General features: G+C 69.0%; 23 protein-coding genes. 8 read left to right on the forward strand and 15 right to left on the reverse strand.

Going from position 1 to position 21,171, the window contains the following annotated elements; all coding sequences use genetic code 11:
• Positions 1 to 38 precede the first annotated feature (38 nt).
• The 3 genes from IFT82_RS04365 to IFT82_RS04375 all read right to left on the reverse strand — a co-directional run bounded on the left by IFT82_RS04365 (position 39) and on the right by IFT82_RS04375 (position 2,545).
• Positions 39 to 977 (reverse strand): D-2-hydroxyacid dehydrogenase, encoded by a 939-nt coding sequence (locus IFT82_RS04365; protein WP_192124857.1) that lies wholly within the window; start codon positions 975 to 977, stop codon positions 39 to 41.
• Positions 978 to 979: 2 nt separating this feature from the next.
• Positions 980 to 2,281: a UDP-glucose dehydrogenase family protein gene (locus IFT82_RS04370; protein WP_192124859.1), complete on the reverse strand. Its 1,302-nt coding sequence runs from the start codon at positions 2,279 to 2,281 to the stop codon at positions 980 to 982.
• A gap of 84 nt (positions 2,282 to 2,365) precedes the next feature.
• Positions 2,366 to 2,545, reverse strand: a complete 180-nt coding sequence (locus IFT82_RS04375) for a hypothetical protein (RefSeq protein WP_192124861.1) — start codon at positions 2,543 to 2,545, stop codon at positions 2,366 to 2,368.
• A gap of 49 nt (positions 2,546 to 2,594) precedes the next feature.
• Here IFT82_RS04375 and IFT82_RS04380 point away from each other — a divergent pair, with 49 nt between their 5' ends.
• The gene (locus IFT82_RS04380; RefSeq protein WP_192124863.1) at positions 2,595 to 3,611 is read left to right on the forward strand and encodes a M48 family metallopeptidase; all 1,017 of its coding nucleotides are present in this window, start codon (positions 2,595 to 2,597) and stop codon (positions 3,609 to 3,611) included.
• Here the strand turns inward: IFT82_RS04380 and cysS are convergent.
• Positions 3,604 to 5,025, reverse strand: coding sequence for a cysteine--tRNA ligase (cysS, locus tag IFT82_RS04385; protein WP_192125115.1), 1,422 nt, complete (start codon positions 5,023 to 5,025; stop codon positions 3,604 to 3,606). The genes IFT82_RS04380 and cysS overlap by 8 nt on opposite strands.
• 200 nt (positions 5,026 to 5,225) lie before the next feature.
• On the opposite strand from cysS, the gene rpsU reads away from it, so the two are divergent.
• Entirely contained in the window at positions 5,226 to 5,432 is a 207-nt protein-coding gene (gene rpsU / locus IFT82_RS04390; RefSeq protein ID WP_192124865.1) for a 30S ribosomal protein S21, read from the forward strand.
• A 123-nt stretch (positions 5,433 to 5,555) separates the two neighbouring features.
• Positions 5,556 to 6,146: an FKBP-type peptidyl-prolyl cis-trans isomerase gene (locus IFT82_RS04395; RefSeq protein WP_192124867.1), complete on the forward strand. Its 591-nt coding sequence runs from the start codon at positions 5,556 to 5,558 to the stop codon at positions 6,144 to 6,146.
• Between the two features lie 61 nt (positions 6,147 to 6,207).
• Here IFT82_RS04395 and IFT82_RS04400 read toward each other — a convergent pair whose 3' ends face one another.
• A complete protein-coding gene (locus tag IFT82_RS04400; protein WP_192124869.1) occupies positions 6,208 to 6,969 on the reverse strand; it encodes a metallophosphoesterase family protein in 762 nt (253 codons plus the stop codon).
• 131 nt (positions 6,970 to 7,100) lie between these two features.
• Complete coding sequence (gene wecB / locus IFT82_RS04405; protein WP_192124871.1) at positions 7,101 to 8,216, reverse strand: non-hydrolyzing UDP-N-acetylglucosamine 2-epimerase; 1,116 nt, start codon at positions 8,214 to 8,216, stop codon at positions 7,101 to 7,103.
• 143 nt (positions 8,217 to 8,359) lie between these two features.
• Between wecB and galU the strand changes: the two genes are divergently transcribed.
• Both galU and IFT82_RS04415 read left to right on the forward strand, forming a co-directional pair.
• On the forward strand, positions 8,360 to 9,220 hold the full coding sequence (gene galU / locus IFT82_RS04410) for a UTP--glucose-1-phosphate uridylyltransferase GalU (protein ID WP_192124873.1): 861 nt from the start codon (positions 8,360 to 8,362) through the stop codon (positions 9,218 to 9,220).
• Positions 9,217 to 10,218 carry an NAD-dependent epimerase/dehydratase family protein gene (locus IFT82_RS04415; RefSeq protein WP_192124875.1) on the forward strand — a complete coding sequence of 334 codons (1,002 nt, stop codon included), beginning with the start codon at positions 9,217 to 9,219 and terminating at the stop codon, positions 10,216 to 10,218. The genes galU and IFT82_RS04415 overlap by 4 nt, the downstream gene beginning before the upstream one ends.
• Here IFT82_RS04415 and IFT82_RS04420 read toward each other — a convergent pair.
• From IFT82_RS04420 to IFT82_RS04455, 8 genes are all read right to left on the reverse strand, one after another.
• Positions 10,203 to 10,961, reverse strand: a complete 759-nt coding sequence (locus tag IFT82_RS04420) for a HesA/MoeB/ThiF family protein (RefSeq protein WP_192124877.1) — start codon at positions 10,959 to 10,961, stop codon at positions 10,203 to 10,205. The two genes, IFT82_RS04415 and IFT82_RS04420, sit on opposite strands and share 16 nt — an antisense overlap.
• A gap of 103 nt (positions 10,962 to 11,064) precedes the next feature.
• A complete protein-coding gene (locus tag IFT82_RS04425) occupies positions 11,065 to 11,310 on the reverse strand; it encodes a hypothetical protein (RefSeq protein ID WP_244646488.1) in 246 nt (81 codons plus the stop codon).
• Between the two features lie 245 nt (positions 11,311 to 11,555).
• Complete coding sequence (locus IFT82_RS04430) at positions 11,556 to 11,978, reverse strand: hypothetical protein (protein WP_192124879.1); 423 nt, start codon at positions 11,976 to 11,978, stop codon at positions 11,556 to 11,558.
• Positions 11,975 to 12,418 carry a dUTP diphosphatase gene (gene dut / locus IFT82_RS04435; RefSeq protein ID WP_192124881.1) on the reverse strand — a complete coding sequence of 148 codons (444 nt, stop codon included), beginning with the start codon at positions 12,416 to 12,418 and terminating at the stop codon, positions 11,975 to 11,977. Before dut ends, IFT82_RS04430 begins: the two co-directional genes overlap by 4 nt.
• The gene (gene coaBC, locus IFT82_RS04440) at positions 12,415 to 13,629 is read right to left on the reverse strand and encodes a bifunctional phosphopantothenoylcysteine decarboxylase/phosphopantothenate--cysteine ligase CoaBC (RefSeq protein ID WP_192124883.1); all 1,215 of its coding nucleotides are present in this window, start codon (positions 13,627 to 13,629) and stop codon (positions 12,415 to 12,417) included. The genes dut and coaBC overlap by 4 nt, the downstream gene beginning before the upstream one ends.
• Positions 13,626 to 14,711, reverse strand: coding sequence for a hypothetical protein (locus tag IFT82_RS04445; protein WP_192124885.1), 1,086 nt, complete (start codon positions 14,709 to 14,711; stop codon positions 13,626 to 13,628). The genes coaBC and IFT82_RS04445 overlap by 4 nt, the downstream gene beginning before the upstream one ends.
• Before the next feature lie 6 nt (positions 14,712 to 14,717).
• Positions 14,718 to 16,253: a 2-polyprenylphenol 6-hydroxylase gene (gene ubiB / locus IFT82_RS04450; RefSeq protein WP_192124887.1), complete on the reverse strand. Its 1,536-nt coding sequence runs from the start codon at positions 16,251 to 16,253 to the stop codon at positions 14,718 to 14,720.
• Positions 16,254 to 16,260: 7 nt separating this feature from the next.
• Positions 16,261 to 16,992, reverse strand: coding sequence for a class I SAM-dependent methyltransferase (locus IFT82_RS04455; protein WP_192124890.1), 732 nt, complete (start codon positions 16,990 to 16,992; stop codon positions 16,261 to 16,263).
• 56 nt (positions 16,993 to 17,048) lie between these two features.
• Between IFT82_RS04455 and mutM the strand changes: the two genes are divergently transcribed.
• The 3 genes from mutM to dnaA all read left to right on the forward strand — a co-directional run bounded on the left by mutM (position 17,049) and on the right by dnaA (position 20,120).
• Positions 17,049 to 17,864 carry a bifunctional DNA-formamidopyrimidine glycosylase/DNA-(apurinic or apyrimidinic site) lyase gene (mutM, locus tag IFT82_RS04460; RefSeq protein ID WP_192124892.1) on the forward strand — a complete coding sequence of 272 codons (816 nt, stop codon included), beginning with the start codon at positions 17,049 to 17,051 and terminating at the stop codon, positions 17,862 to 17,864.
• Positions 17,865 to 17,976: 112 nt separating this feature from the next.
• Positions 17,977 to 18,240 (forward strand): 30S ribosomal protein S20, encoded by a 264-nt coding sequence (rpsT, locus tag IFT82_RS04465; protein WP_192124894.1) that lies wholly within the window; start codon positions 17,977 to 17,979, stop codon positions 18,238 to 18,240.
• A gap of 452 nt (positions 18,241 to 18,692) precedes the next feature.
• Positions 18,693 to 20,120 carry a chromosomal replication initiator protein DnaA gene (dnaA, locus tag IFT82_RS04470; protein ID WP_342355042.1) on the forward strand — a complete coding sequence of 476 codons (1,428 nt, stop codon included), beginning with the start codon at positions 18,693 to 18,695 and terminating at the stop codon, positions 20,118 to 20,120.
• A 37-nt stretch (positions 20,121 to 20,157) separates the two neighbouring features.
• Here dnaA and trpS read toward each other — a convergent pair whose 3' ends face one another.
• Positions 20,158 to 21,165 (reverse strand): tryptophan--tRNA ligase, encoded by a 1,008-nt coding sequence (trpS, locus tag IFT82_RS04475; RefSeq protein WP_192124898.1) that lies wholly within the window; start codon positions 21,163 to 21,165, stop codon positions 20,158 to 20,160.
• Between the last annotated feature and the right edge of the window lie 6 nt (positions 21,166 to 21,171).

Genomic DNA, 21,171 nt, shown 5'->3' on the forward strand with positions numbered 1-21,171 from the left:
CGTGATCTCCCTCGATCGATACGGCGGATGGGCTGCATTCAGTATCCCGCGTGCAGATCGACCCGGTTGCGCAAGGGCTGACCCGCCACGAACGCCGCCAGATTGGCGAGGAACAGCTCGGCACCGCGCCGGAACATCGTCGTCTGGCTGCGTCCCGACAGATGCATCGTGACCAGCGCGTTCGGCGCCCGCCACAGCGGGTGATCCGCCGGCAACGGTTCGGGATCGGTAGGGTCGAGGAACGCGCCGCCGATCGCCCCCGCGTCCAGCGCCGCCAGCAACGCGTCCTGATCGACCATGTCGCCGCGTGCCACGTTCACCAGCCACGCATCGTCCCGCATCGCCGCCAGTTCGGCCGCGCCGATCATCGCCCGCGTGGCGGTGGTGGAGGGGGCGGCCAGCACCACCCAGTCCATCTCGCCCAGCCGCGCCCGCCAGTCGTCCGGCCCCAGCGTGCCGTCGCGGCCCGACCGGGTCACGCCGGTCACCGCCACCCCGAACGCCGCCAGCCGCGCGCCGATCAGCCGCCCGATCGTGCCATAGCCGATCACCAGCGCGCGGGTGCCGTCCAGTTCGCGCTTGCCCGGCGCATCCGCCAGCCATTCGTGGCGGTCGTGCGCGCGCACCACCTCGTCCAGCCGCTTGGCGGCGGTCAGGATGCCCAGCACCGCATATTCCGCCACCGTCACCGCGTTGATGCCCGCACCGTTGGTCAGCGCGATATCCCGGTCGCGTAACAGCGCGAGGGGGAAGGTGTCCAGCCCGGCATAGATCGTCGATATCCAGCGCAGCCGCGGTCCCGCCGCCGCCATCACGTCACCGGTCAGTTGCGGCGGCTGCAGGTCGACCCAGGCGATGTCGGCCTCCGCGATCCCTGCCTTCGCCTCCTCGACGGTGCCGAACCACGTCACCGCCAGATCGGCGGGCAGATCCGGCGCCAGCAGCGGCCGGGCGATCGCGGGCAGCACCGCCCGCATCGTCAGCGGCCGATCCCGGCATAGGTGAAGCCGGCGGCCTCGGCCGCCTCGCGGCGATAGATGTTGCGCAGGTCGACCAGCACGTCGCCCGCCATCGCCGCCTTCAGCCGCTTCAGGTCGATCGCGCGGAACGCGTCCCATTCGGTCACGATCACCACCGCGTCCGCGCCGGTCGCCGCGTCATAGGGGTCGGCGCAATAGGTCAGGTCGGGCATCAGCGCCTTCGCCTGCTCCGTCCCCTCCGGGTCGTGCGCGCGCACGGTGACGCCGGCATCCGCCAGCGCGGTGGCGATCGCGACGCTGGGCGCATCGCGCATGTCGTCGGTGTTGGGCTTGAAGGTCAGGCCGAGCAGCGCGACCGTCCGCCCCCGTGCCTCATCCCCCAGCGCCGCCAGCACCTTGCGCCCCATCGCGCGCTTGCGGGCCTCGTTCACCTTCACCACCGCCTCGACGATATGGACCGGGCTCTCGAAATCCTCGGCGGTCTTCAGCAGCGCCAGCGTGTCCTTGGGGAAGCACGACCCGCCATAGCCCGGCCCGGCATGTAGGAACTTGCGCCCGATGCGGTTGTCCAGCCCGATGCCGCGCGACACGTCCTGCACGTCCGCGCCCACCGCCTCGCACAGGTCGGCGATCTCGTTGATGAAGGTGATCTTGGTCGCGAGGAACGCGTTGGCGGCGTATTTGGTCAGCTCCGACGTGCGCCGGCTGGTGAACAGGATCGGGTTGTCGTTGATGTAGAGCGGGCGATACACCTCGCGCATCACGCCGCGGGCGCGCTCGTCGTCGGTGCCGATCACGACGCGGTCGGGCCGCTTGAAGTCGCCGATCGCGGCTCCCTCGCGCAGGAATTCGGGATTGGAGACGACCGCGATGTCCATCTCCGGCCGCGCCTCGCGCAGGATGCGCTCCACCTCGTCGCCGGTGCCGACCGGGACGGTGGATTTGGTCACGACCACGGTCGGGCCGGTCACCGCGCCGGCGATCTCGCGCGTGGCGGCATAGACATAGGACAGGTCGGCATGGCCGTCGCCGCGCCGGGACGGGGTGCCGACCCCGATGAAGATCGCGTCCGCCCCGGCCACCGCGGTGGTCAGGTCGGTGGTGAACGACAGCCGCCCGGCGGCCACGTTGCCCGCGACCAGCTGTTCGAGGCCGGGCTCGTAGATCGGCATCCGCCCCGCCTCGAGTGAGGCGATCTTGCCGGCATCCTTGTCGACGCACACCACGTCATGCCCGAAATCGGCGAAGCACGCCCCCGATACCAGGCCGACATAGCCCGATCCGATCATCACGATACGCATGGTCGCCTATACTTTCCGCTGTCAGGGCAGGGCGCTCGCCTTACGATGCCCGCCCGGCCCCGGCAACGATCTCGGCGGCCGCCGCTACGCTCCCTTGTTATAGTCCTTGATCCCGCGCAGCCGCCGCCGGCGCGCGGTACGGCGTTTCCAGGTGACCATGCCGACGATGCTGCCGATCACGGCAACGGCGACGATCAGGCCGTAGGCGATGAGGTGACGGGTTTCCACCCGCGGCCGGATGCCTCCCCGGCCCGTATCCGTCAAGCGTCGGCGCCGTCTGTCCCTCATGGGAAAGCAACGATATAGCGCGCCGATGCCCCGCCCGATCGCCGTCGCCCTGCTGCTCGCCGCCGCTGCCCCCGTACCGGCACCCCCCGCGCCCGCCGCCGCGCCCACGGCCGCGATCGATGCCGATGGCTATCGTGCCCTGCGCGCGATCGACCTGCGCCTGGCGACGATCGCGCACCGCCTCGTCACCGCCAACGCCCGCCTGTGTGATCGGCAACAGCCCGCGCCCGGCGTCGTCCTCCATGCGATCGACCAATATGATCCCGATACGCGCGCCGTCGTCCGGCAGGTGTTCGGGTTCGTCCGGCCCGTCTCGGTCGAGGCGGTCGTCCCCGGCGGCGCGGCCGACCGCGCCGGGCTGGTCGCGGACGACGGCGTGGTCTCGATCAACCGTCGGCCGATGCCCGCGCCCCGGACTGGCCCCAAGGCGGGCGACGCGACCAGCGCCACCCGCGATGCCGCCGCCGCGATCCTCGCCGCCGCGCCGACCGGCCCGAGCCCTTGGGTGATCGACCGCGCCGGTGCCACGCGCACGCTGACGATCGATGCGCCCGCCGGCTGCCGCGCCGCGTTCGAGGTGCTGCTGGGGCCGGCGATGGCCGCCTCGTCGGATGGCGCCACCGTCCAGATCGGCGTCCGCTTCTTCGAACGCTATACCGACGAACAGGTCGCCGCCGTCGTCGCGCACGAACTGGCGCACACCGTCCTGCGCCATCGCGCCCGGCTGGAGGCGGCGGGGGTGAAATGGGGGCTGCTGTCCGAATTCGGCCGCAACGGCCGCCTGTTCCGCCGTACCGAGAGCGAGGCCGATCTGCTCGGCGCGGGCCTGATGCGCAACGCCGGCTACGATCCGGCGGCGGCGGTCGCGTTCTGGCGCGACCATGGCGGCGATGTCGATGGCGGCCTGTTCCGCAGCCGCACCCACCCCTCGTCCCGTGCGCGCGCCGACGCCATCGCCGCCGAGATCGCGACGATGCCCGCCGACCGCACTGTCTTCTACCGACCGCCGCTGATCGCCACGCGCGACCAGCCGCTCAACTGATCCGCCAGTCCCAGCCCAGCGGATCGCCGTCCATCACCTCGACCCCCGCCGCCGCCAGGTCGTCGCGGATCGCATCGGATCGGGGAAAGTCCTTCGCCGCCCGCGCCGCGCGCCGGTCTGCCAGTCGTTCGGCGATCCCGGCGTCGTCGATCGCCGCCGATGCGGGCCGCACCCGCAGATCGGCCCGCGTCAGCGTGGCGAGGTCCAGCCCCAGCACCGCGTCGAAATCGGCCAGCATCGCCAGCCGGTCGCCCGGCGACACCTTCTTGTCCGCCAGCATCTCGTCCAGCGCGATCAGCGCGCGCGGCGTGCCCAGATCGTCCGCCACCGCCTGGTCCAGCCGCTCGGCATGGGCGGCGGCGCTGCCCGTCGAGGGCATCGCCGGCCGTGCCTTCAGCGTCTCCACCGCCTGCACCAGCCGCTTCAGCCGCGTCTGCGCCGCCGCCAGTCCTTCCCACGAGAACTCCATTTCCGACCGGTACTGCGCCTGCAGGCACATCAGCCGGTAGGACAGGGGGTGGAAACCGCGATCGACCAGCGTCTGCAACCGCGTGAACTGGCCTGACGATTTCGACATCTTGGCGTCGCGCTCGACCAGGAAATTGTTGTGCAGCCAGTAGGTCGCGCCGGTGTCGGCGGTGCCGCTGTGCGCCTGGTTCTGCGCGATCTCGTTGGGGTGGTGGATTTCGCGGTGGTCGATCCCGCCGGTATGGATGTCGAACCGCGCGCCCAGATAGCGCTCGCTCATCACCGAACATTCCAGGTGCCATCCCGGCGCGCCGCGGCCCCAGGGCGAATCCCATTCCATCTGCCGGTTCTCGCCCGGCGCGGAGGTACGCCAGATCGCGAAGTCCTCCGGCTGGCGCTTGCCCGCCACCGCCTCGATCCGCCCTTCGCGCTCCTCCATCCCCGCGCGCGCCAGCCGCCCGTAGTCGGGCACCGTCGCGGTGTCGAAATACAGGCCGTCGGGCAGGCGGTAGCAATGCCGGTCCGCGATCGCCTCGCCCCAGGCGATCATCCCGTCGACATGGTCGGTCGCCAGTGGAAACCGGTCGGGCTCGCGGATGTGCAGGTCCTTCAGGTTCTGCTTGAAGGCATCGGTGTAATGCCGTGCGATCGCCCAGATATCCTGGCCGCTGGCCCGCGCCGCCGCCTCCATCTTGTCGTCGCCCGCATCCGCGTCGGACGTCAGGTGGCCGACATCGGTGATGTTGATGACATGCGTGACCGGCCACCCCTTCCACCGCAGCACCCGCACCAGCGTATCGGTGAAGACATAGGCGCGCAGATTGCCGATATGGGCATAGTTGTAGACGGTCGGCCCGCACGAATAGACGCGGACATTGGTGGGATCGATCGGCACGAACGGCTCGGCCGCGCGCGACAGGCTGTTGAACAGGGTGAGGGTGGGCATGGCGGGTGTGTAGCCGCGTCTGCCCGTGCCCGCCAAGGGGGCCGCCATGCGGGCCTTTTCGCAGGCCGCCGCCGCCCCGGCCGGGCCCGCTCGACACCCCGTCGGCGGTTGTCAATCCCGATAATGGGTGCTAGGCGCCCCGTAACACGACTGAGGCGGCTGCCTGCGGTCGCCATATCCATTTGGAGCCGATTCGGTTTATGCAGATCATCGTTCGCGAAAATAATGTCGACCAGGCTCTCCGCGCGCTCAAGAAGAAGTTGCAGCGTGAGGGCGTGTATCGCGAGATGAAGCTGCGCCGTCACTACGAAAAGCCGTCGGAGAAGCGCGCGCGTGAGCGGGCGGCGGCGGTTCGCCGTTCGCGCAAGCTTGAGCGCAAGCGCGCGGAACGCGACGGCGCCCGGTAAGTCGCGGGCGCACCGCACACATGCCCCTGCATGTGTGTAGGATGCGACTTTAGTGACTTTCCGATCGTGACTTTTCAACCGGTGGCGGCGACCGGGCCGGCATCTCCAGCTACGGGTGTTTCCATGTCGACCGTCACCGCCGTGCCGCTTCTGCCGGTCAAGCGCAGTTACATCGTCTATCTGATCGTGGGGCTGGTCCTCGCGGTCGTCGCCGCGGTGGCCCTCGCCACGCAGGGGGACGACGTGCTGACCCGCAACGCCCGTGCGCGCGGCGTGATGACGACCGCGTCCGGCCTCCAGTACAAGGTGCTGGAGCCGGGCCAGAAGGGCGGCGCGAAGCCGACCGACGCCGATGTCGCGCTGGTGAATTACGAGGGCAAGCTGCTCGACGGCACCACCTTCGACAAGTCGCAGCAGCCGACGCCGCTGCCCGTGACGCAGGTCGTGCCCGGTTTCTCCGAACTGCTGAAGCTGATGCCGAAGGGTGCGAAGTACCGGGCATGGCTCAAGCCGTCGCTCGGCTACGGCGACAAGGCGGCCGGCTCGGCGATCCCGGCGAACTCTACGTTGATCTTCGACGTCGAACTGGTCGACTTCCTGCCCGAGGCGACCGTGCGTCAGATGCAGCAGCAGCAGATGATGATGCAGGGCGGAATGCCGGGTGGTATGCCGGGCGGCGTCCCCGGCGGTCCGGCCGGTCCGGGCGGACGCTGATCGTCTCCTGATCCGGACGGGGGCGGATTACCCCTCCGTCCGGATCAGTTTTCCGCCTCGATCAGTCCCCCGTCTGGATCAACCAGCGCTCGCTGCCCTCGAAGCCCATCGCACTCAGCTTCCCGGTCGAATAGGCGCCGGTATCCAGCCCGATCCTGTTGGGCAGTTGCTCCACCTCGGTCGCGATGCTGTGGCCATGGACCACCATCTTCTCGTGCGGCCCCTTGAAGCGCAGGAATTCCTCGCGGATCCAGCGCAGGTCGCTGGGGCGCTGCGCCGACAGCGGCTGTTCCGGCCGGATGCCGGCATGGACGAACACGTAATCGCCCAGCTCGATGATATCCTCGAACCCGTTCAGGAAATCGATATGCGCGGGCGGCACCCGCTCCCGCATCATCGCCAGCAGCTCGTCGTAATCCGCCGCGTCATAGGCGGCGCGATCGATGCCGTAGCTCAGGATCGTCTCGATCCCGCCGATCCGGGTGAACAGCCGCAGCGTCTGCCGGTCGCCGTCCATCGCCTTCAGGAACACCTCTTCGTGGTTGCCCAGCAACAGCCTGGTGTCCGGCCGCGCCGCCTTCAGCGCGATCAGGCGGTCGATCACCCCGGCCGATGCCGGTCCGCGATCGATCAGGTCGCCCAGCAGGATGATCGCGGCCGGTTCGCCACCGCGCGCCCGGTCGTCCGCCTCGATCCGGTCGAGCAGGGGATCGAGCAGGTCGATCCGGCCATGCACGTCGCCGATGGCATAGGCGCGTAAGCCCTCCGGCATCGCGGTCGCGCGGGTGGTGGCCTGACGGCGGGAAAAAAGCTTGGCGATCATGAAGGGATGGTGTCGGGTTCCGATAGGGCAGGGCCGGCCTGTATCCCGCCACGGCGGGCGGGGGCAATGCCGATCCTTCTCCCAGCGCCTTGCCAGATGATCCTCGCCTGAACGGAACGGATCGGATCGGATCAGGCGCGATGGGCGGCGCTCACGATGGCGGCGATCCGCGCCGCCGCCCGCCCGTCACCGAACGGATGGTGCGCCCGCGCCATCGCCGCATAAGCCGCCTCGTCGTTTAGCACCCGCGTCGCCGCGGCCACGATGCGGTCCGGATCGGTGCCGACCAGCCTCGCGGTGCCCGCCGCCACCGCCTCGGGCCGCTCGGTCGTATTGCGCATCACCAGCACCGGCTTGCCGAAGGCGGGCGCCTCCTCCTGCACCCCGCCCGAATCGGTCAGCACCAGATGGCAGTGCGTCAGCGCCCGGACGAACGACGGGTAGTCGAGCGGCGCGACGCGGATCACGGCGGGATGATCCACCGCCGTCATCGCCGTTGTGACGGCAGGATTGGGATGCGCCGGCCACAGGATCGCGACATCGCCCCGCGCCGCCAGCCGCATCACCGCCGCCGCGACGCCCGCCAGTCCCGCCCCGGCATGCTCGCGCCGATGCGCCGTCACCAGGATGACCCGGCGCCCGCCGCACCGGGCGATCACCGGATCGAGCGCCGCCGTCAGCGCCGGTGCCGCCATCAGGCGATCGCGGGTCCAGTGCAGCGCATCGATCACCGTGTTGCCCGTCACATGCACGCCGGCGACCACGGCTTCCCGGTGCAGCGCCGCCGCCGCCGTCGCGGTCGGGGCGAAGTGCAGGTCGGCGATCGGGGTAATCATCCGCCGGTTGCCCTCCTCCGGCCAGGGATGGCCAAGATCGCCCGTCCGCAGCCCCGCCTCGACATGGCCGACCGGGATACGCCGGTAAAAGGCGGCAAGCGCGGCGGCGAAGGCGGTGGTCGTATCGCCCTGCACCAGCACCCGGTCGGGCCGTTCGCGGTCCAGCACCGCTCCCAGTCCGGCCAGCAGCCGTGCCGTCAGCCGGTCCAGCGACTGGCCGGGTTCCATCAGGTCCAGATCGATGTCGGGCACCAGTCCCGCCACCGCCAGCACCTGGTCCAGCAGGTCGCGATGCTGCCCGGTCACGCAGGTCGACACGGTGATGCCCGGCACCGACCGCAAGGCCCGGATCACCGGGAACAGCTTGATCGCCTCCGGCCGGGTCCCGAACACCACCATGATCCGCGTCATCGATTCCCCCCGGCACCGACATCGCCTTTCCACAAACCTGCTTTACAGGCGGTTTGCAGCGAGCGACGGGGGCGGATAAGTGCTGCACCGCGATATGACCAACGCGATACAGCCATCGCGATACAGGCACCGGAGAAACGGCAATGACGATCAAGCGCGTACGCAAGGCGGTATTCCCGGTTGCCGGTCTCGGCACCCGATTCCTGCCGGCGACCAAGGCGATGCCCAAGGAGATGCTGACCGTCGTCGACAAGCCGCTGATCCAATATGCGGTTGAAGAGGCGCTGGAGGCGGGGATCGAACAGATCATCTTCGTCACCGGTCGCGGCAAGGGCGCGCTGGAGGATCATTTCGACGTCTCCTACGAGCTTGAGGCGACGATGAAGGCGCGCGGCAAGTCGATGGCGCTGATCGAGGGTATCCGGCAGAAGCCGGGCAGCCCGGTCTATGTCCGCCAGCAGGAGCCATTGGGCCTCGGTCACGCGGTATGGTGCGCGCGCGAGATCGTCGGGGACGAGCCGTTCGCGGTGCTGCTGCCCGACGAACTGATGGTCGGCGGCTTCCTGAAGCAGATGGTGGCGGCATATGAGAAGGTCGGCGGCAACGTCATCGGCGCGCTGGAAGTGCCCGACAGCGAAACCGACAAATACGGCATCATCTCGCCCGGCCGCACCGATGGCCGCCTGACCGAGGTGACCGCGCTGGTCGAGAAGCCGAAGGGCAAGGCGCCGTCCAACCTGATGATCCCCGGCCGCTACATCCTCCAGCCGGAGGTGATGGATATCCTCGACGCGCAGGAGCCGGGCGCGGGTGGCGAGATCCAGTTGACCGACGCGATGGCGAAGCTGATCGGCACGCAGCCGTTCCACGGCTTCACCTTCGACGGCAAGCGGTACGATTGCGGCGACAAGACCGGGTATATCCAGGCCAATCTCGCGCTGGCGCTGGCCCGCGACGATATCGGTCCCGCGGTCCGCGAATTCGCCCGGACGCTGCTGGGGTGACCACGATATTGGTGACGGGCGTGGCGGGGTTCATCGGGTTCCACGTCGCCAACCGGCTGGCCGCGCGGGGCGACCGGGTGGTGGGGATCGACGATCTCAATGCCTATTACGATCCCGCGCTGAAGCGGGCGCGGCTCGCCGAACTGGCGGCACGCCACGGCGATGCCATCCGCTTCGTCGAGGCCGATTTCGCCGACGAGGCGGGGTTGCGCCGGGCGCTGGATGGCGAGGCGTTCGACCGGATCGTCCATCTCGGCGCACAGGCCGGTGTGCGGTACTCGATCGAGCATCCCCATGCCTATGCCCGCGCCAATCTGATCGGCCACCTCACCATGCTGGAACTGGCGCGCTCGCGGAACGGCGTGCCCATGGTCTATGCGTCGTCATCGTCCGTCTATGGCGGCAACACCTCGCTGCCGTTCCGGGTCGGCGATCCCGTCGACCATCCCGTATCGCTCTATGCGGCGACCAAGCGGGCGGACGAACTGATGAGCGAAAGCTACGCGCATCTGTATCGCCTGCCGCTGACCGGGCTGCGCTTCTTCACGGTCTATGGCCCATGGGGGCGTCCCGACATGGCGATCTGGCTGTTTACGGAGGCGGTCCTGGCCGGGCGGCCGATCCGCGTCTTCAACGAAGGCCGGATGCAGCGCGACTTCACCTATATCGACGATGCCGTGACCGGCGTCGTCGCCGCGCTCGACCGCGCGCCCGTGGATGACGGCATGGTGAAACCGGGCGGCAGTCGCAGTCCGCATGCGATCTACAACATCGGCAACAACCGCGCCGAACCCTTGGGCCGGTTGATCGACCTGATCGAACGGGCAAGCGGTCGTACCGCGATTCGCGATCTCCAGCCGATGCAGCCGGGCGACGTGCCCGCCACCTTCGCCGACATCGCCGATGCGGCGCGCGATCTGGGCTTCACCCCCACCACCGGTCTCGACGCCGGCGTCCCGCGCTTCGTCGACTGGTATCGTCGCTATACGGGTCGCTGACCGCAGGCGGAGCAGCCGGGGTCCTTGGGCAGCCGCAGCGTGCGGAACCGCAGCGACAGCAGGTCGGCCAGCAACAGGCTGCCGGCGGGATCGTCGCCGAACGGCACGATCGCGCGGATCACCTCCAGCGCCGCCATGCTGCCCAGAATACCCGTCACCGGCCCCAGGATGCCGACATCCGCGCAGCTGCGATCGGGCCGCGCGGGTGCATCGCCGACGAAGCAGCGATAGCAGGGCAGGTCGGCCTGCCATCCGCGATAGACGCCAAGCTGCCCCTCGAACTGGTCGACCGCCGCCGACACCAGCGGAATCCGTGCCTGCAACGCGGCATCGGCCACGGCCAGCCGCGTCGTGAAATTGTCGCAGCCGTCGAGCACCACATCGGCCCCGGCGATCGTCAGGGCCACGTCTTGCGCGTCGATCCGCTGTCGGCTGGCGACGATCTCGACATGCGGGTTGATCGCGCGGGCGCGGTCGGCGGCGGCCTCCACCTTGGCCCGGCCGCGATCGGTCGTGGCGAAGATCGTCTGCCGCTGGAGATTGGAGGGTTCGACGATATCGTCGTCGATCAGCCGCAACCGGCCGATACCCGCGCCCGCCAGATACTGGATCGCGGGCGACCCGATCCCGCCGGCGCCGATCACCAACACCGATGCCGCCTTCAGCCGCATCTGGCCGGTGCCGCCGATCTCCCGCAGGACGATGTGTCTTGCGTAGCGCTCCAGTTCCGCGTCCGACAACATGGTCGCCGCTATAGTCCCGGCCGATCATCCCGCAAGCCGATCTGCCGCGGACAAAAAAATAGCGGCCCGAAGGCCGCTATTCTCTCGTAACCGAGCGTGAAGCTCAGTTGCTGTCCGCGTCGTCGTCTTCGTCGGCGACGATGACGATGCCCGCAACAACGGCAGCCGCTGCGATGACCGCAACGATGATGCCGCCGCCGGCCAGCTCATTCTTCTTTGCCGAGTGCGAACCGGCGCGAGCCGACTTCGCAACCGACAGGCTCGCTGCCGAGTTGGCCGGAGCTGCAACGGCAGGCGCAACTGCCAGCGTGGCGGCAGCGGCAGCCATGAGATACTTCCCAAGACGCATATTGAACTCCCTTAGTGTTCGTCGCCCCATCCCCTTGCATACCAGAATACGCAAGGCAACCCGACAACACTGCTCGTCGCAGAAACGTTCTGCGGCGATGCAGCACTGCAACACTCTGTCATGGTGCAGCGCGCATGCTGTAGCCCAACTATCACAGGCTGCGAAAGGCAGGTTCGACCGGTTTCACACGTTTCGCGCTGAAAACCGTGAAGAATGCGATCAGGTGAAGACTTCTGCCGCGCCCGTCACCACCGGTAACCTGCGGTCAGTTGATACCAGCCGGCGGGCAGCGATACGGACGATTCCGTCCCCATCCGCGTCAGCGACAATAGATAGCCCACAACATATTGTTCGACCGAAGGGCAACCGATCGCCCGGGGCACGATCTGGCGGACCTGTCCTGCCCGCCCGACCAGGATCGCGACGGGAAGTTGCAGGCGGTCGTCCCCGGGCGGGGGCAATTGCGGATGACATCGACCGGCCTCCACCTCGTCCCTGACGAAGCCGACGCCGTCGGCGATGCTGGCCGTGCGGGGCAGGGGATAGGTCGGCAGCGTCGACCATTCCGTCACCGGCGGTGGCACCAGCATGGCGGACGGCGCACCGGTAGGGGGCACCGGAGCCGGCGATAGCTGCATCATCGCCGTGATAGCGAGCGCAGCGATCATCGTCCCGTCGATCCGAAACCACCCTCGCCCCGGACGGTGTCGTCGAGCGTCGCGACCTCCACCAGCCGTGCGGGCTGGACGGGGGCGGGCACCAGTTGCGCGATCCGCTCGCCGCGCACCACCGCGAAGGGCGCCTGCCCCAGGTTGACGAGGATCACCTTCACCTCGCCCCGATAATCATGGTCGATCGTGCCCGGCGTGTTGAGGCAGGTGATGCCATGACGCAGCGCCAGGCCGGAGCGGGGGCGGACCTGCACCTCGTAGCCCTCGGGTATCGCCAGCGCGAAACCGGTCGCCACCGCCGCGCGGGCGCCGGGGTCTAGCGTCATTGTCTCGGCGGCGACGACGTCCATCCCCGCCGCGCCTGCCGTCGCATAGGCGGGAAGCGGCAGGCCCTCGCCATGCGGCAGGCGCCGGATGCTGATCGTGATCGGATTCATGGCCGCTCCCGCAGTTCGTCGGCGATGCGCCGTGCCAGCCGGATGGCGACATCGTCCTTCGTCATCGTCTCCCAGCTTTCCACGCCGGTCGCGGTGACGAGGTGGACGCTGTTGTCGGCGCCACCCATCACATCGCCCGATACATCGTTGGCTATGATCCAGTCGCAACCCTTGCGACCCCGCTTGACGACGGCATGATCGATCACCCGTTCGGTTTCCGCGGCGAAGCCGACGACGAGGCGCGGGCGGTCGTCCCCCACCGACACCCGGGCGAGGATATCCGGATTCTCGACCAGCGTCAGCACGGGCGGCGAGCCCGTCTTCTTCAGTTTCTGATCGAGCGGCGCGACATGCCAGTCGGCCACGGCGGCGACCATCACCGCCACGTCGGCGGGCATCGCCGCAGCGACCGCCGCCGCCATCTCGCGCGCGGTCTGCACGTCGACCCGGTCGACACCGGCGGGCGTCGGCAGCGTCACCGGCCCCGCGACCAGCGAGACGCGCGCGCCGAGCATCGCGGCGGCACGGGCGATCGCGAAGCCCTGTCGCCCGGACGACCGGTTGGCCAGATAGCGGACCGGATCGATCGGCTCGTGCGTCGGCCCGGCGGTGACCAACACATGCCGTCCCGCCAGCGGCCGGTCGGCGACATCCGGCGCCGACCCGTCCAGCGCCGACCCGTCCAGCGCCGATTCGATCGCGGCGAGGATCGCGGCCGGTTCGGGCAGCCGGCCGGGGCCGTATTCGCCGCACGCCATCGCGCCGTCGTCGGGGTCGAGCACGGTGATGCCGTCGGCGCGCAGGCGGGCGACGTTGCGCGTGGTGGCGGGATGCGTCCACATCCGCACGTTCATCGCCGGCGCCGCCAGCACCGGCTTGTCGGTGGCGAGCAGCAGCGTGGTCGCCAGATCGTCCGCCAGCCCCGCCGCCATCCGGGCGAGCAGATCGGCGGTGGCGGGTGCCACGACGACCAGATCGGCCTGGCGGCTGAGCTGGATATGGCCCATCTCCGCCTCGTCCTTCAGGTCCCACAGGCTGGTGTGGACGGGCTGTTCGGACAGGGCGGCCAGCGTCATCGGGGTGACGAAATGACTGCCCCCCTCCGTCAGCACGCAACGTACCCTATGGCCACGGCCACGCAGCAGGCGGATCAGCTCGCACGATTTATAGGCGGCGATCCCACCGCCCACGATCAGCAGGATACGCTTCATCGCACGCTCCTTCTCACGGTGATGCGCCGGTTGTCGAGCGCGCCGGCGAGCAGATCGCGCAGCAGGTCCGGAATGAAGACCAGTCCGACGAGGGCGACCGGCGCGACCAGCAGGCCACCCATCGCGGGCATGCCCGTCGCCAGGACCATCAGCACCGCCAGCACCGTGCCCCCGGCGCGGATCGCCAGCGGATCGCGCCACGCCGTCCACCCGATCGTCGCCAGCAGCACCAGCACCGCCCCGGCGGATACCGGCAGCAACAACGCCGCCGTCGCCGCCGCGACGCTGGCGAAACCCACGCTCCATTCCGCCCCGCCCGTCATCGCCGCCGCCATATCCAGCGGGTGCAGCACGCCCGCCACCCCGTGGAGGTGGAAGCCCAGCACCACGACCAGCACCAGCAGCGCGCCCAGCCATCCGGCGGCCTCCCTGCCATAACCCTCCCGCCACGCGCAGGCCGCCATCACCAGCAGGTACAGCGCGGCGACCCCTGCCGTCAGTGCGGCGGCGAGGCCGAAGCCCACCGCCTCCATCCACCGGCGGGGATGGCGGCGCGCCAGCGACAGGGCGATCAGCAGTCCGGCCCATGTCTCGGGCACGGCGGTCAGGTCCGGCTGCCCCGCGGGCACAAGGCCGGCGATCAGCAGGACGAGCAGCACGACCTGTCCCGTCGCTCCATCGCATACCGCCAGCATCCGCGCCTGCCACGCCATCGCCACCACCGCGGCGAACAGGATCATCATCGCCACCACCACGATCGGCGGCAGGGCGGCGACGATCACGGGCAATGCGGGCATGGGGAAGGCGAGCGCGGGCCGCAGCGATTCGCCACCGCTGCGCAGCGTATCGGCGGCGATGGGATAGAAACCGCCGCCATGGCGCAATCGCTCGACCAGTCCGGTATCGCGGGCCAGCACCGGCCCCGGATCGACCGGCGACGCCGCCATCGCCAGCAGCAGGACCACGGCCAACACGATCAGCGCCAGCCACCACCGGGCGGGGGACCGTGCCAGCGCGGCGGCGCGGGTCGGGCCGGCCAGCAGCAGCGGGCGCGACGGGCGGCGGCGCAGCGGGTCGCGCATCGCCGCCTAGTGGAGCAGCGCGATCGTGGCGGCCGCGCCGCCCGCCGCGGCCAGCGCCGCCACCAGCGCGTAACGCCAGCCGCCACCGATCCGGATGATATCGACCTCCTGCAGGGGCAGGGCAGGCGGCTCGCCCCCCGGGGCCGGATACCGCGCCTCGATCCGGCGGACGAGGTCGGGCAATCCGGCCAGCGTCCGGAAATCGAGGATCAGCCGGTCGGCGATCGCCGCCTCCGGTCCCAGTTCGGTGCGAATCCATTCGCGCACGAACGGCGCGGCGGAATCCCACAGGTTGATATCGGGGTCGAGGCTGGTCGCGACCCCCTCCACCATCACCATCGTCTTCTGCAGCAGCAGCAGGTGCGGCTGCGTCACCATGTCGAAATCGCGGGTGATCGAGAACAGCCCGTCGAGCATCATTCCGATCGACATGTCCTTCACCGGCAGGCCGCGCATCGGTTCGCCCACCGCCCGCAGCGCGGTCGCGAATTCGGCGACGTTGTGATGCGCGGGGACGTAGCCGGCCTCGAAATGGATTTCCGCGACGCGTTTGTAGTTGCCGGTGATGAGACCGTAGAGGATTTCGGCCAGCCACACGCGGGCGCGCCGGTCGATCCGGCCCATGATGCCGAAATCGATCGCGGCGATGCGGTTGCCGGGCAGCGCGAACAGATTGCCCTGATGCATGTCGGCATGGAAGAACCCTTCCGCGATCGCTTGTCGCAGGAAGGCGCGCACCAGCGTTTCCGCCAGGCGCGGCAGGTCGTAACCGGCGGCGACCAGCGCGGGCCGGTCCGACAGCTTGATGCCGTCGATCCACTCGGTCGTCAGGATCTTCGCGGTCGATCGCTGCCAGTCGATCGCGGGCACGACGAAGTCCGGCTCGGCGGTCATCGCCTCGGCCAGTTCGGAGGCGGAGGCCGCCTCGCGCCGGAAATTGAGTTCGCGCAGCGTCCAGCGGCGGAAATTCTCGATCGTCAGGCGCGGGCGCAGCCGGCGGGCCTCGGGGCTGAGCGCCTCAAGCTGCGCCGCCGCCCATTGATAGGTGTCGATCGCCCGACCGAAATCGTCCTCCACGCCGGGCCGCAGCACCTTCACCGCGACCTGCCGGCCATCGGTGGTGACGGCGCGGTGGACCTGCGCGATCGAGGCGGCGCCGACTGGCGTCTCCTGGATCTGGGTGAACAGCACCGCCGGATCGCGGCCCAGCCCGGCGCGCAACGCCTCGTGGATCGTCTCGTACGGGATGGCGGGCAGCTGGTCCTGCAACCGCAGCAGATCGTGTGCGGCATCGTCGCCGACGATGTCGGGACGGGTCGCGAGCGACTGGCCCAGCTTGATCGCGGCGGGGCCGATCGCCTGGAACGCGTCGGCATAGCGCGGCACCGCCGGCACGCGCGCGCCGATGCGGGCGATCCGCACGATCCGGCGCACCGCGGCGGGGGTGTTGGGATCGCGCTCGATCCCGCGCAGCGCGCCGTGGCGGGCGAGGATGCGACCCCATTTCAGGAGCCGCCAGACATGGGTGGCGGAACCGGTCACGGGCGGATCAGATCTTCCAGCCGCTGTGGATCGCGACCAGGCCGCCCATGATCGGTTCCACCTTGGTGTTCACGAAACCCGCCTCGCCGATCATCGCCTTGAACGTCGGCATCGGTGGAAAGCGCCGGATCGATTCGATCAGATAGCGATAGCTGTCGGCGTCGCGTGCCAGCAACTGCCCCAGCTTCGGCACCAGCCGGTGCGAATAGGCGTCGTACACCTCGGCGAAACCCGGCCATTCGACGGTCGAGAATTCGAGGCAGAAGAATCGCCCGCCGCGCCGCAGCACCCGGTGCGCCTCGCGCAATGCCTGGGGGATGTCGGTGACGTTCCGGATGCCGAACGCGATCGTATAGGCATCGAAGAACCGGTCGGGGAAGGTCAGCGTCTCGGCATTCGCCTCCGTCCAGACCAGGCCGTCGATACCGCGCTTGGCGGCGCGGCCCATGCCCACGTCGAGCATCGCGGGATTGATGTCCGCCACCGTGATCGCCGCGCCCGACGGAGCCATGCGGAATGCGATGTCGCCGGTGCCGCCCGCCATGTCGAGGATCTGTTCGCCGTCGCGCGGCTTCACGCGGCGGACGAAGCGGTCCTTCCACAGCCGGTGCATCCCGCCCGACATGGCGTCGTTCATCAGGTCGTAGCTGGAGGCGACGCTGGTGAAGACGCCCCCGACCCGCTGGGTCTTTTCCGCCGGAGCGACATCTTCATAGCCGAAGGAGACGGTTTCATTCATGGGCAACGCCCTAGCGGGCGCTTGTGGCGGGGGCAAACGCAACCTAGCTCCACGGGGTGCCAGAACTTCCCGAAGTCGAAACCACCGTTCGCGGGCTGACCCCCGTTCTCCATGGTCAGCGCCTGACGCTGGTCGAGCCGCGCCGCGCCGATCTGCGCAAGGCGATCCCCGTCGATCTGCGTCAACGGATGCAGGGGGCGGTCGTCACCGGCTTGGGCCGCCGCGCCAAATACGGGATGATCGACACCGATCGCGGCGATACGATGATCTTCCATCTGGGCATGTCGGGGCGCTGGCGGGTCGATCCGGCCGATCTGCTGGCGCACGATCACCTGCTGATCGAAACGGCGGCGGGGCGGCGACTGGCGCTGAACGACCCGCGGCGATTCGGCTTTCTCGACCTGTTGCCGACCGCCGACTTGGCCACCTATCCCGCCTTCGCCGCGATGGGGCCGGAACCGCTGGGCGACGACCTGACCGCCGCCGGGCTGATGCGCGCGCTGGAGGGGCGGTCCGCCCCGATCAAGGCGATGCTGCTCGACCAGCGGATCGTGGCGGGGCTGGGCAACATCTATGTGTGCGAGGCGCTGCACATGGCGGGCATCGCCCCGTCGCGTGCGGCGGGACAGATATCGTCGGCGCGACTCGCGCGGCTGGTCGAGGCGATCCGGGCGGTCCTGATGGCCGCGATCGACGCCGGCGGCTCGACGCTGCGGGATTTCGCGGCGCCGGACGGCGAACTCGGTTATTTCTCCAAGCAGTTTCTGGTCTATGGTCGCGAGCACGAGGCCTGTGCCTGTGGCGGGCCGGTCCATCGGCAGACGCAGGCGGGGCGATCCACCTTCTGGTGCCCGCGTTGCCAGCGCACCTGAACGCGGCATGTGTTGACGCCCCGATGCCTGGCGGCTAAGGGCGGCGGCTTCCAAGCATCGGGTGTTCCCGACGCTTCCAATTCATCGAACCGAATTCAAGGACCGATCCAGCATGGCGAACACGCCGCAAGCCAAGAAGCGTATCCGTCGCAACCAGCGCCGCGCCGATGTGAACGGCGCTCGCGTCGGCCGCATCCGCACTTTCGTGAAGAAGGTCGAATCGGCACTGGAATCGGGCGACAAGGTTGCGGCGGCTGCGGCCCTGTCGGCGGTGCAGCCGGAACTGGCGCGCGGCGTCGCGCGCGGCGTGCTTCATCGCAACACCGCCAGCCGCAAGTTCTCGCGTCTGACCAAGGCGGTCACCGCGCTCGCCTGATCCGTTCGGGACGACGAAATGACGACCCGCCGGGTAATTCCCGGCGGGTTTTTTCGTGCCTTTTTGCGATGACCGGAGGAACTCCCGCCAAGGTGGCGCAAAGCAGCGATCCGGCGGACTTGATCTCGAGCAAGATTGCCATTTTTCCAAGTAAAATGCAGCAATATCAATGGCTTGTAAGAAAGTTTGACGCATTTCCGCCAACCGTGACGTGTCAATCCGGTTTATTTCAGATTTGTGGCCGGACCCGGTCTTGATCGTACCTCCCAGCCCTTCATAATCACTTCCACGCCGGCAATGACCATTGCGGCGTCAGAACCAGATCAGCGAAGCCCGGGTATCGTATCGGTACCCAATGGGGGGCTTTTGTCCGGATGTAATCAACGACGGCGAAGCAATGTGCTTTTGCCGGCGGGAGAATTGTGCGCGTGAACGAATGGCAGGGAGATACGGTGAGCGAGCAGGCGCAAGCCTGGGCGCAGATCCGCGCCTCGCTGCGCGAGTCCGCCGGCGTCCGGCTGTTCGATCAGTGGCTGAAGCCGATCGAACTGGTCGAGGCCGATCCGGATGAGGACGATATCGTCCGGCTGGCGCTGCCATCTGCCTTCCTGGCGAACTGGGTGCGCAGCCATTACGCCGACCGGCTCCAGTTCGAATTCCGGCGCGTCCTGCCGCATGTCCGCGATGTGAAGCTGGAAACCCGGCCGCCGTCGCGGATGCCAGTGACGATGCCGGTGATGATGGCGGCGGAGCCGGTGGCGGATGCCGGGCTGGAAGCATCGCCGGTGATTCGCGAATCGGTTCCGGCGATGGCGCCTGCCGCCGCGGCGCCCGTCGCGGTGGCGGAACCCGGCGAGCGGCCGTTGCTCGATCCGCGGCTGACCTTCGACCGATTCGTGGTCGACCAGTCCAACCGCGTGTCCTTCAACGCCGCCCGGTTGCTGGCCGAACCCGGTATCCCGCGGTTCTCGCCGCTGTTCATCCATTCGACGACGGGGCAGGGCAAGACCCACCTGATGCACGCGATCGGCCACGCCTTCCGCGCGGCGGTGCCGCATGCGGTGGTGATATGCATGTCGGCCGAGCGGTTCATGTTCGATTTCGTCGCCGCGATGCGCGCGCGCGATACCTTTTCCTTCAAGACCCGGCTGCGCTCCGCCGACCTGCTGCTGATCGACGACCTCCAGTTCATCGCCGGCAAGGATGCCACGCAGGAGGAGTTCTTCCACACGATCAACGAGATCGTCGGCGCGGGCAAGCGGCTGGTGATCGCCGCCGATCGCCCGCCCCAGGCGCTGGACGGGGTCGAGCCGCGCATCATCAGCCGGCTGGGGGCAGGGCTGGTCGCCGATATCAAGGCGCCCGACTTGGCGCTGCGCCGTGCGATCCTGGAGCGGAAGGCCGCCGAGCTACCCGGTACGGTGATGCCGCCCGAGGTGCTCGACATGATCGCCGCCCGCGTCCACACCAGCGTGCGCGAAGTGGAGGGGGCGCTGAACCGCGTCGCCGCCTATGCGCAGCTGACCGGCGAGGCGATCGATCTCGACTTTGCCCGCCAGACGCTGGGCGACGTGTTCCGCGGCGCGGAACGTCGGGTGACGATCGAGGAGATCCAGAAGCTGGTCAGCCAGCATTTCGAGCTGAAGCCGCTCGATCTCGTATCCGCCCGCCGCTCGCGCGCGGTGGCGCGCCCGCGCCAGATCGCGATGTACCTGTCGAAACGGCTGACCACGCGCTCGCTGCCCGAAATCGGCCGCAAGTTCGGCGGGCGCGACCACTCCACCGTGATCCATGCGGTCCGCAAGATCGAGGAACTGCGCGACACCGACCGCGACATCGATGGCGCGGTGCGCGTGCTGATGCGGGAACTGGAAGCCTGAGGGGGCCATCGCTGCCCCCCGGCCGCTACCGGTCGAACTAGACCTGCAACCCCGTCGCCCGTTGCGCGGCCCGCAAGGTCGGCTCCGCCAGGGCGCGGGCCTTGTCGGCCCCCCGTTCCAGTGCGACACCCACGGCGGCGCGATCGTCCAGCAACCGGACGAGCCGCTCGCGAATCGGGCCGAGGACGGACACCGTCAGGTCGGCCAGCGCCGGCTTGAACGCCCCGAACCCCTGACCGGCATGGTCCGCCAGCACCGCATCGGTGCCGGTGCCCGCCAGCGCGGCATAGATGGTGACGAGGTTGCGCGCCTCGGGCCGCTCCGCCAGTTCGGCCATCGTGTCGGGCAGCTGGCCGGGATCGGTCCGCGCCTTGCGCATCTTCTGCGCGATCGCGTCGTCCGAATCGGTCAGGTTGATCCGCGACGCATCGGACGGGTCCGATTTCGACATCTTGGCGGTGCCGTCGCGCAGGCTCATGATCCGGGGCGCGGCGGCGGAGATGAAGGGTTCGGGGGGTACGAACAGGTCGACGCCGAAATCGGCGTTGAACTTGACCGCGATGTCGCGCGCCAGTTCCAGATGCTGTTTCTGGTCGTCGCCCACGGGCACGTGCGTGCCGCGATAGACCAGTATGTCGGCGGCCTGCAGTACCGGATAGGTGAACAGGCCGACCGAGGCGCCGTCACGGTTCTTGCCCGCCTTGTCCTTCCACTGCGTCATCCGGCCGAGCCAGCCCATCCGCGCGGTGCCCTGCAACACCCAGCACAGTTCGGCATGGGCGGAGACGCGCGCCTGGTTGAACAGGATCGACCGGTCGGGATCGATCCCGGCGGCGAGCAGCGTCGCCGCCATCTCGATCGTGGTGGCCGCGCGTTCGACCGGGTCGATCGCCACCGTCAGCGAATGGAGGTCGGCAAGGAAGAACAGCGCCTCGCCGCCCTCCGCCTGCATGTCGTCCTGCATCGCGACCCATTGGCGGATCGCGCCCAGATAGTTGCCGAGGTGGAGATTGCCGGTGGTCTGGATGCCGGAGACGATGCGCAACGAACG

The organism is Sphingomonas sp. CFBP 8760 (genome assembly GCF_014841615.1).
GTDB lineage: Bacteria > Pseudomonadota > Alphaproteobacteria > Sphingomonadales > Sphingomonadaceae > Sphingomonas.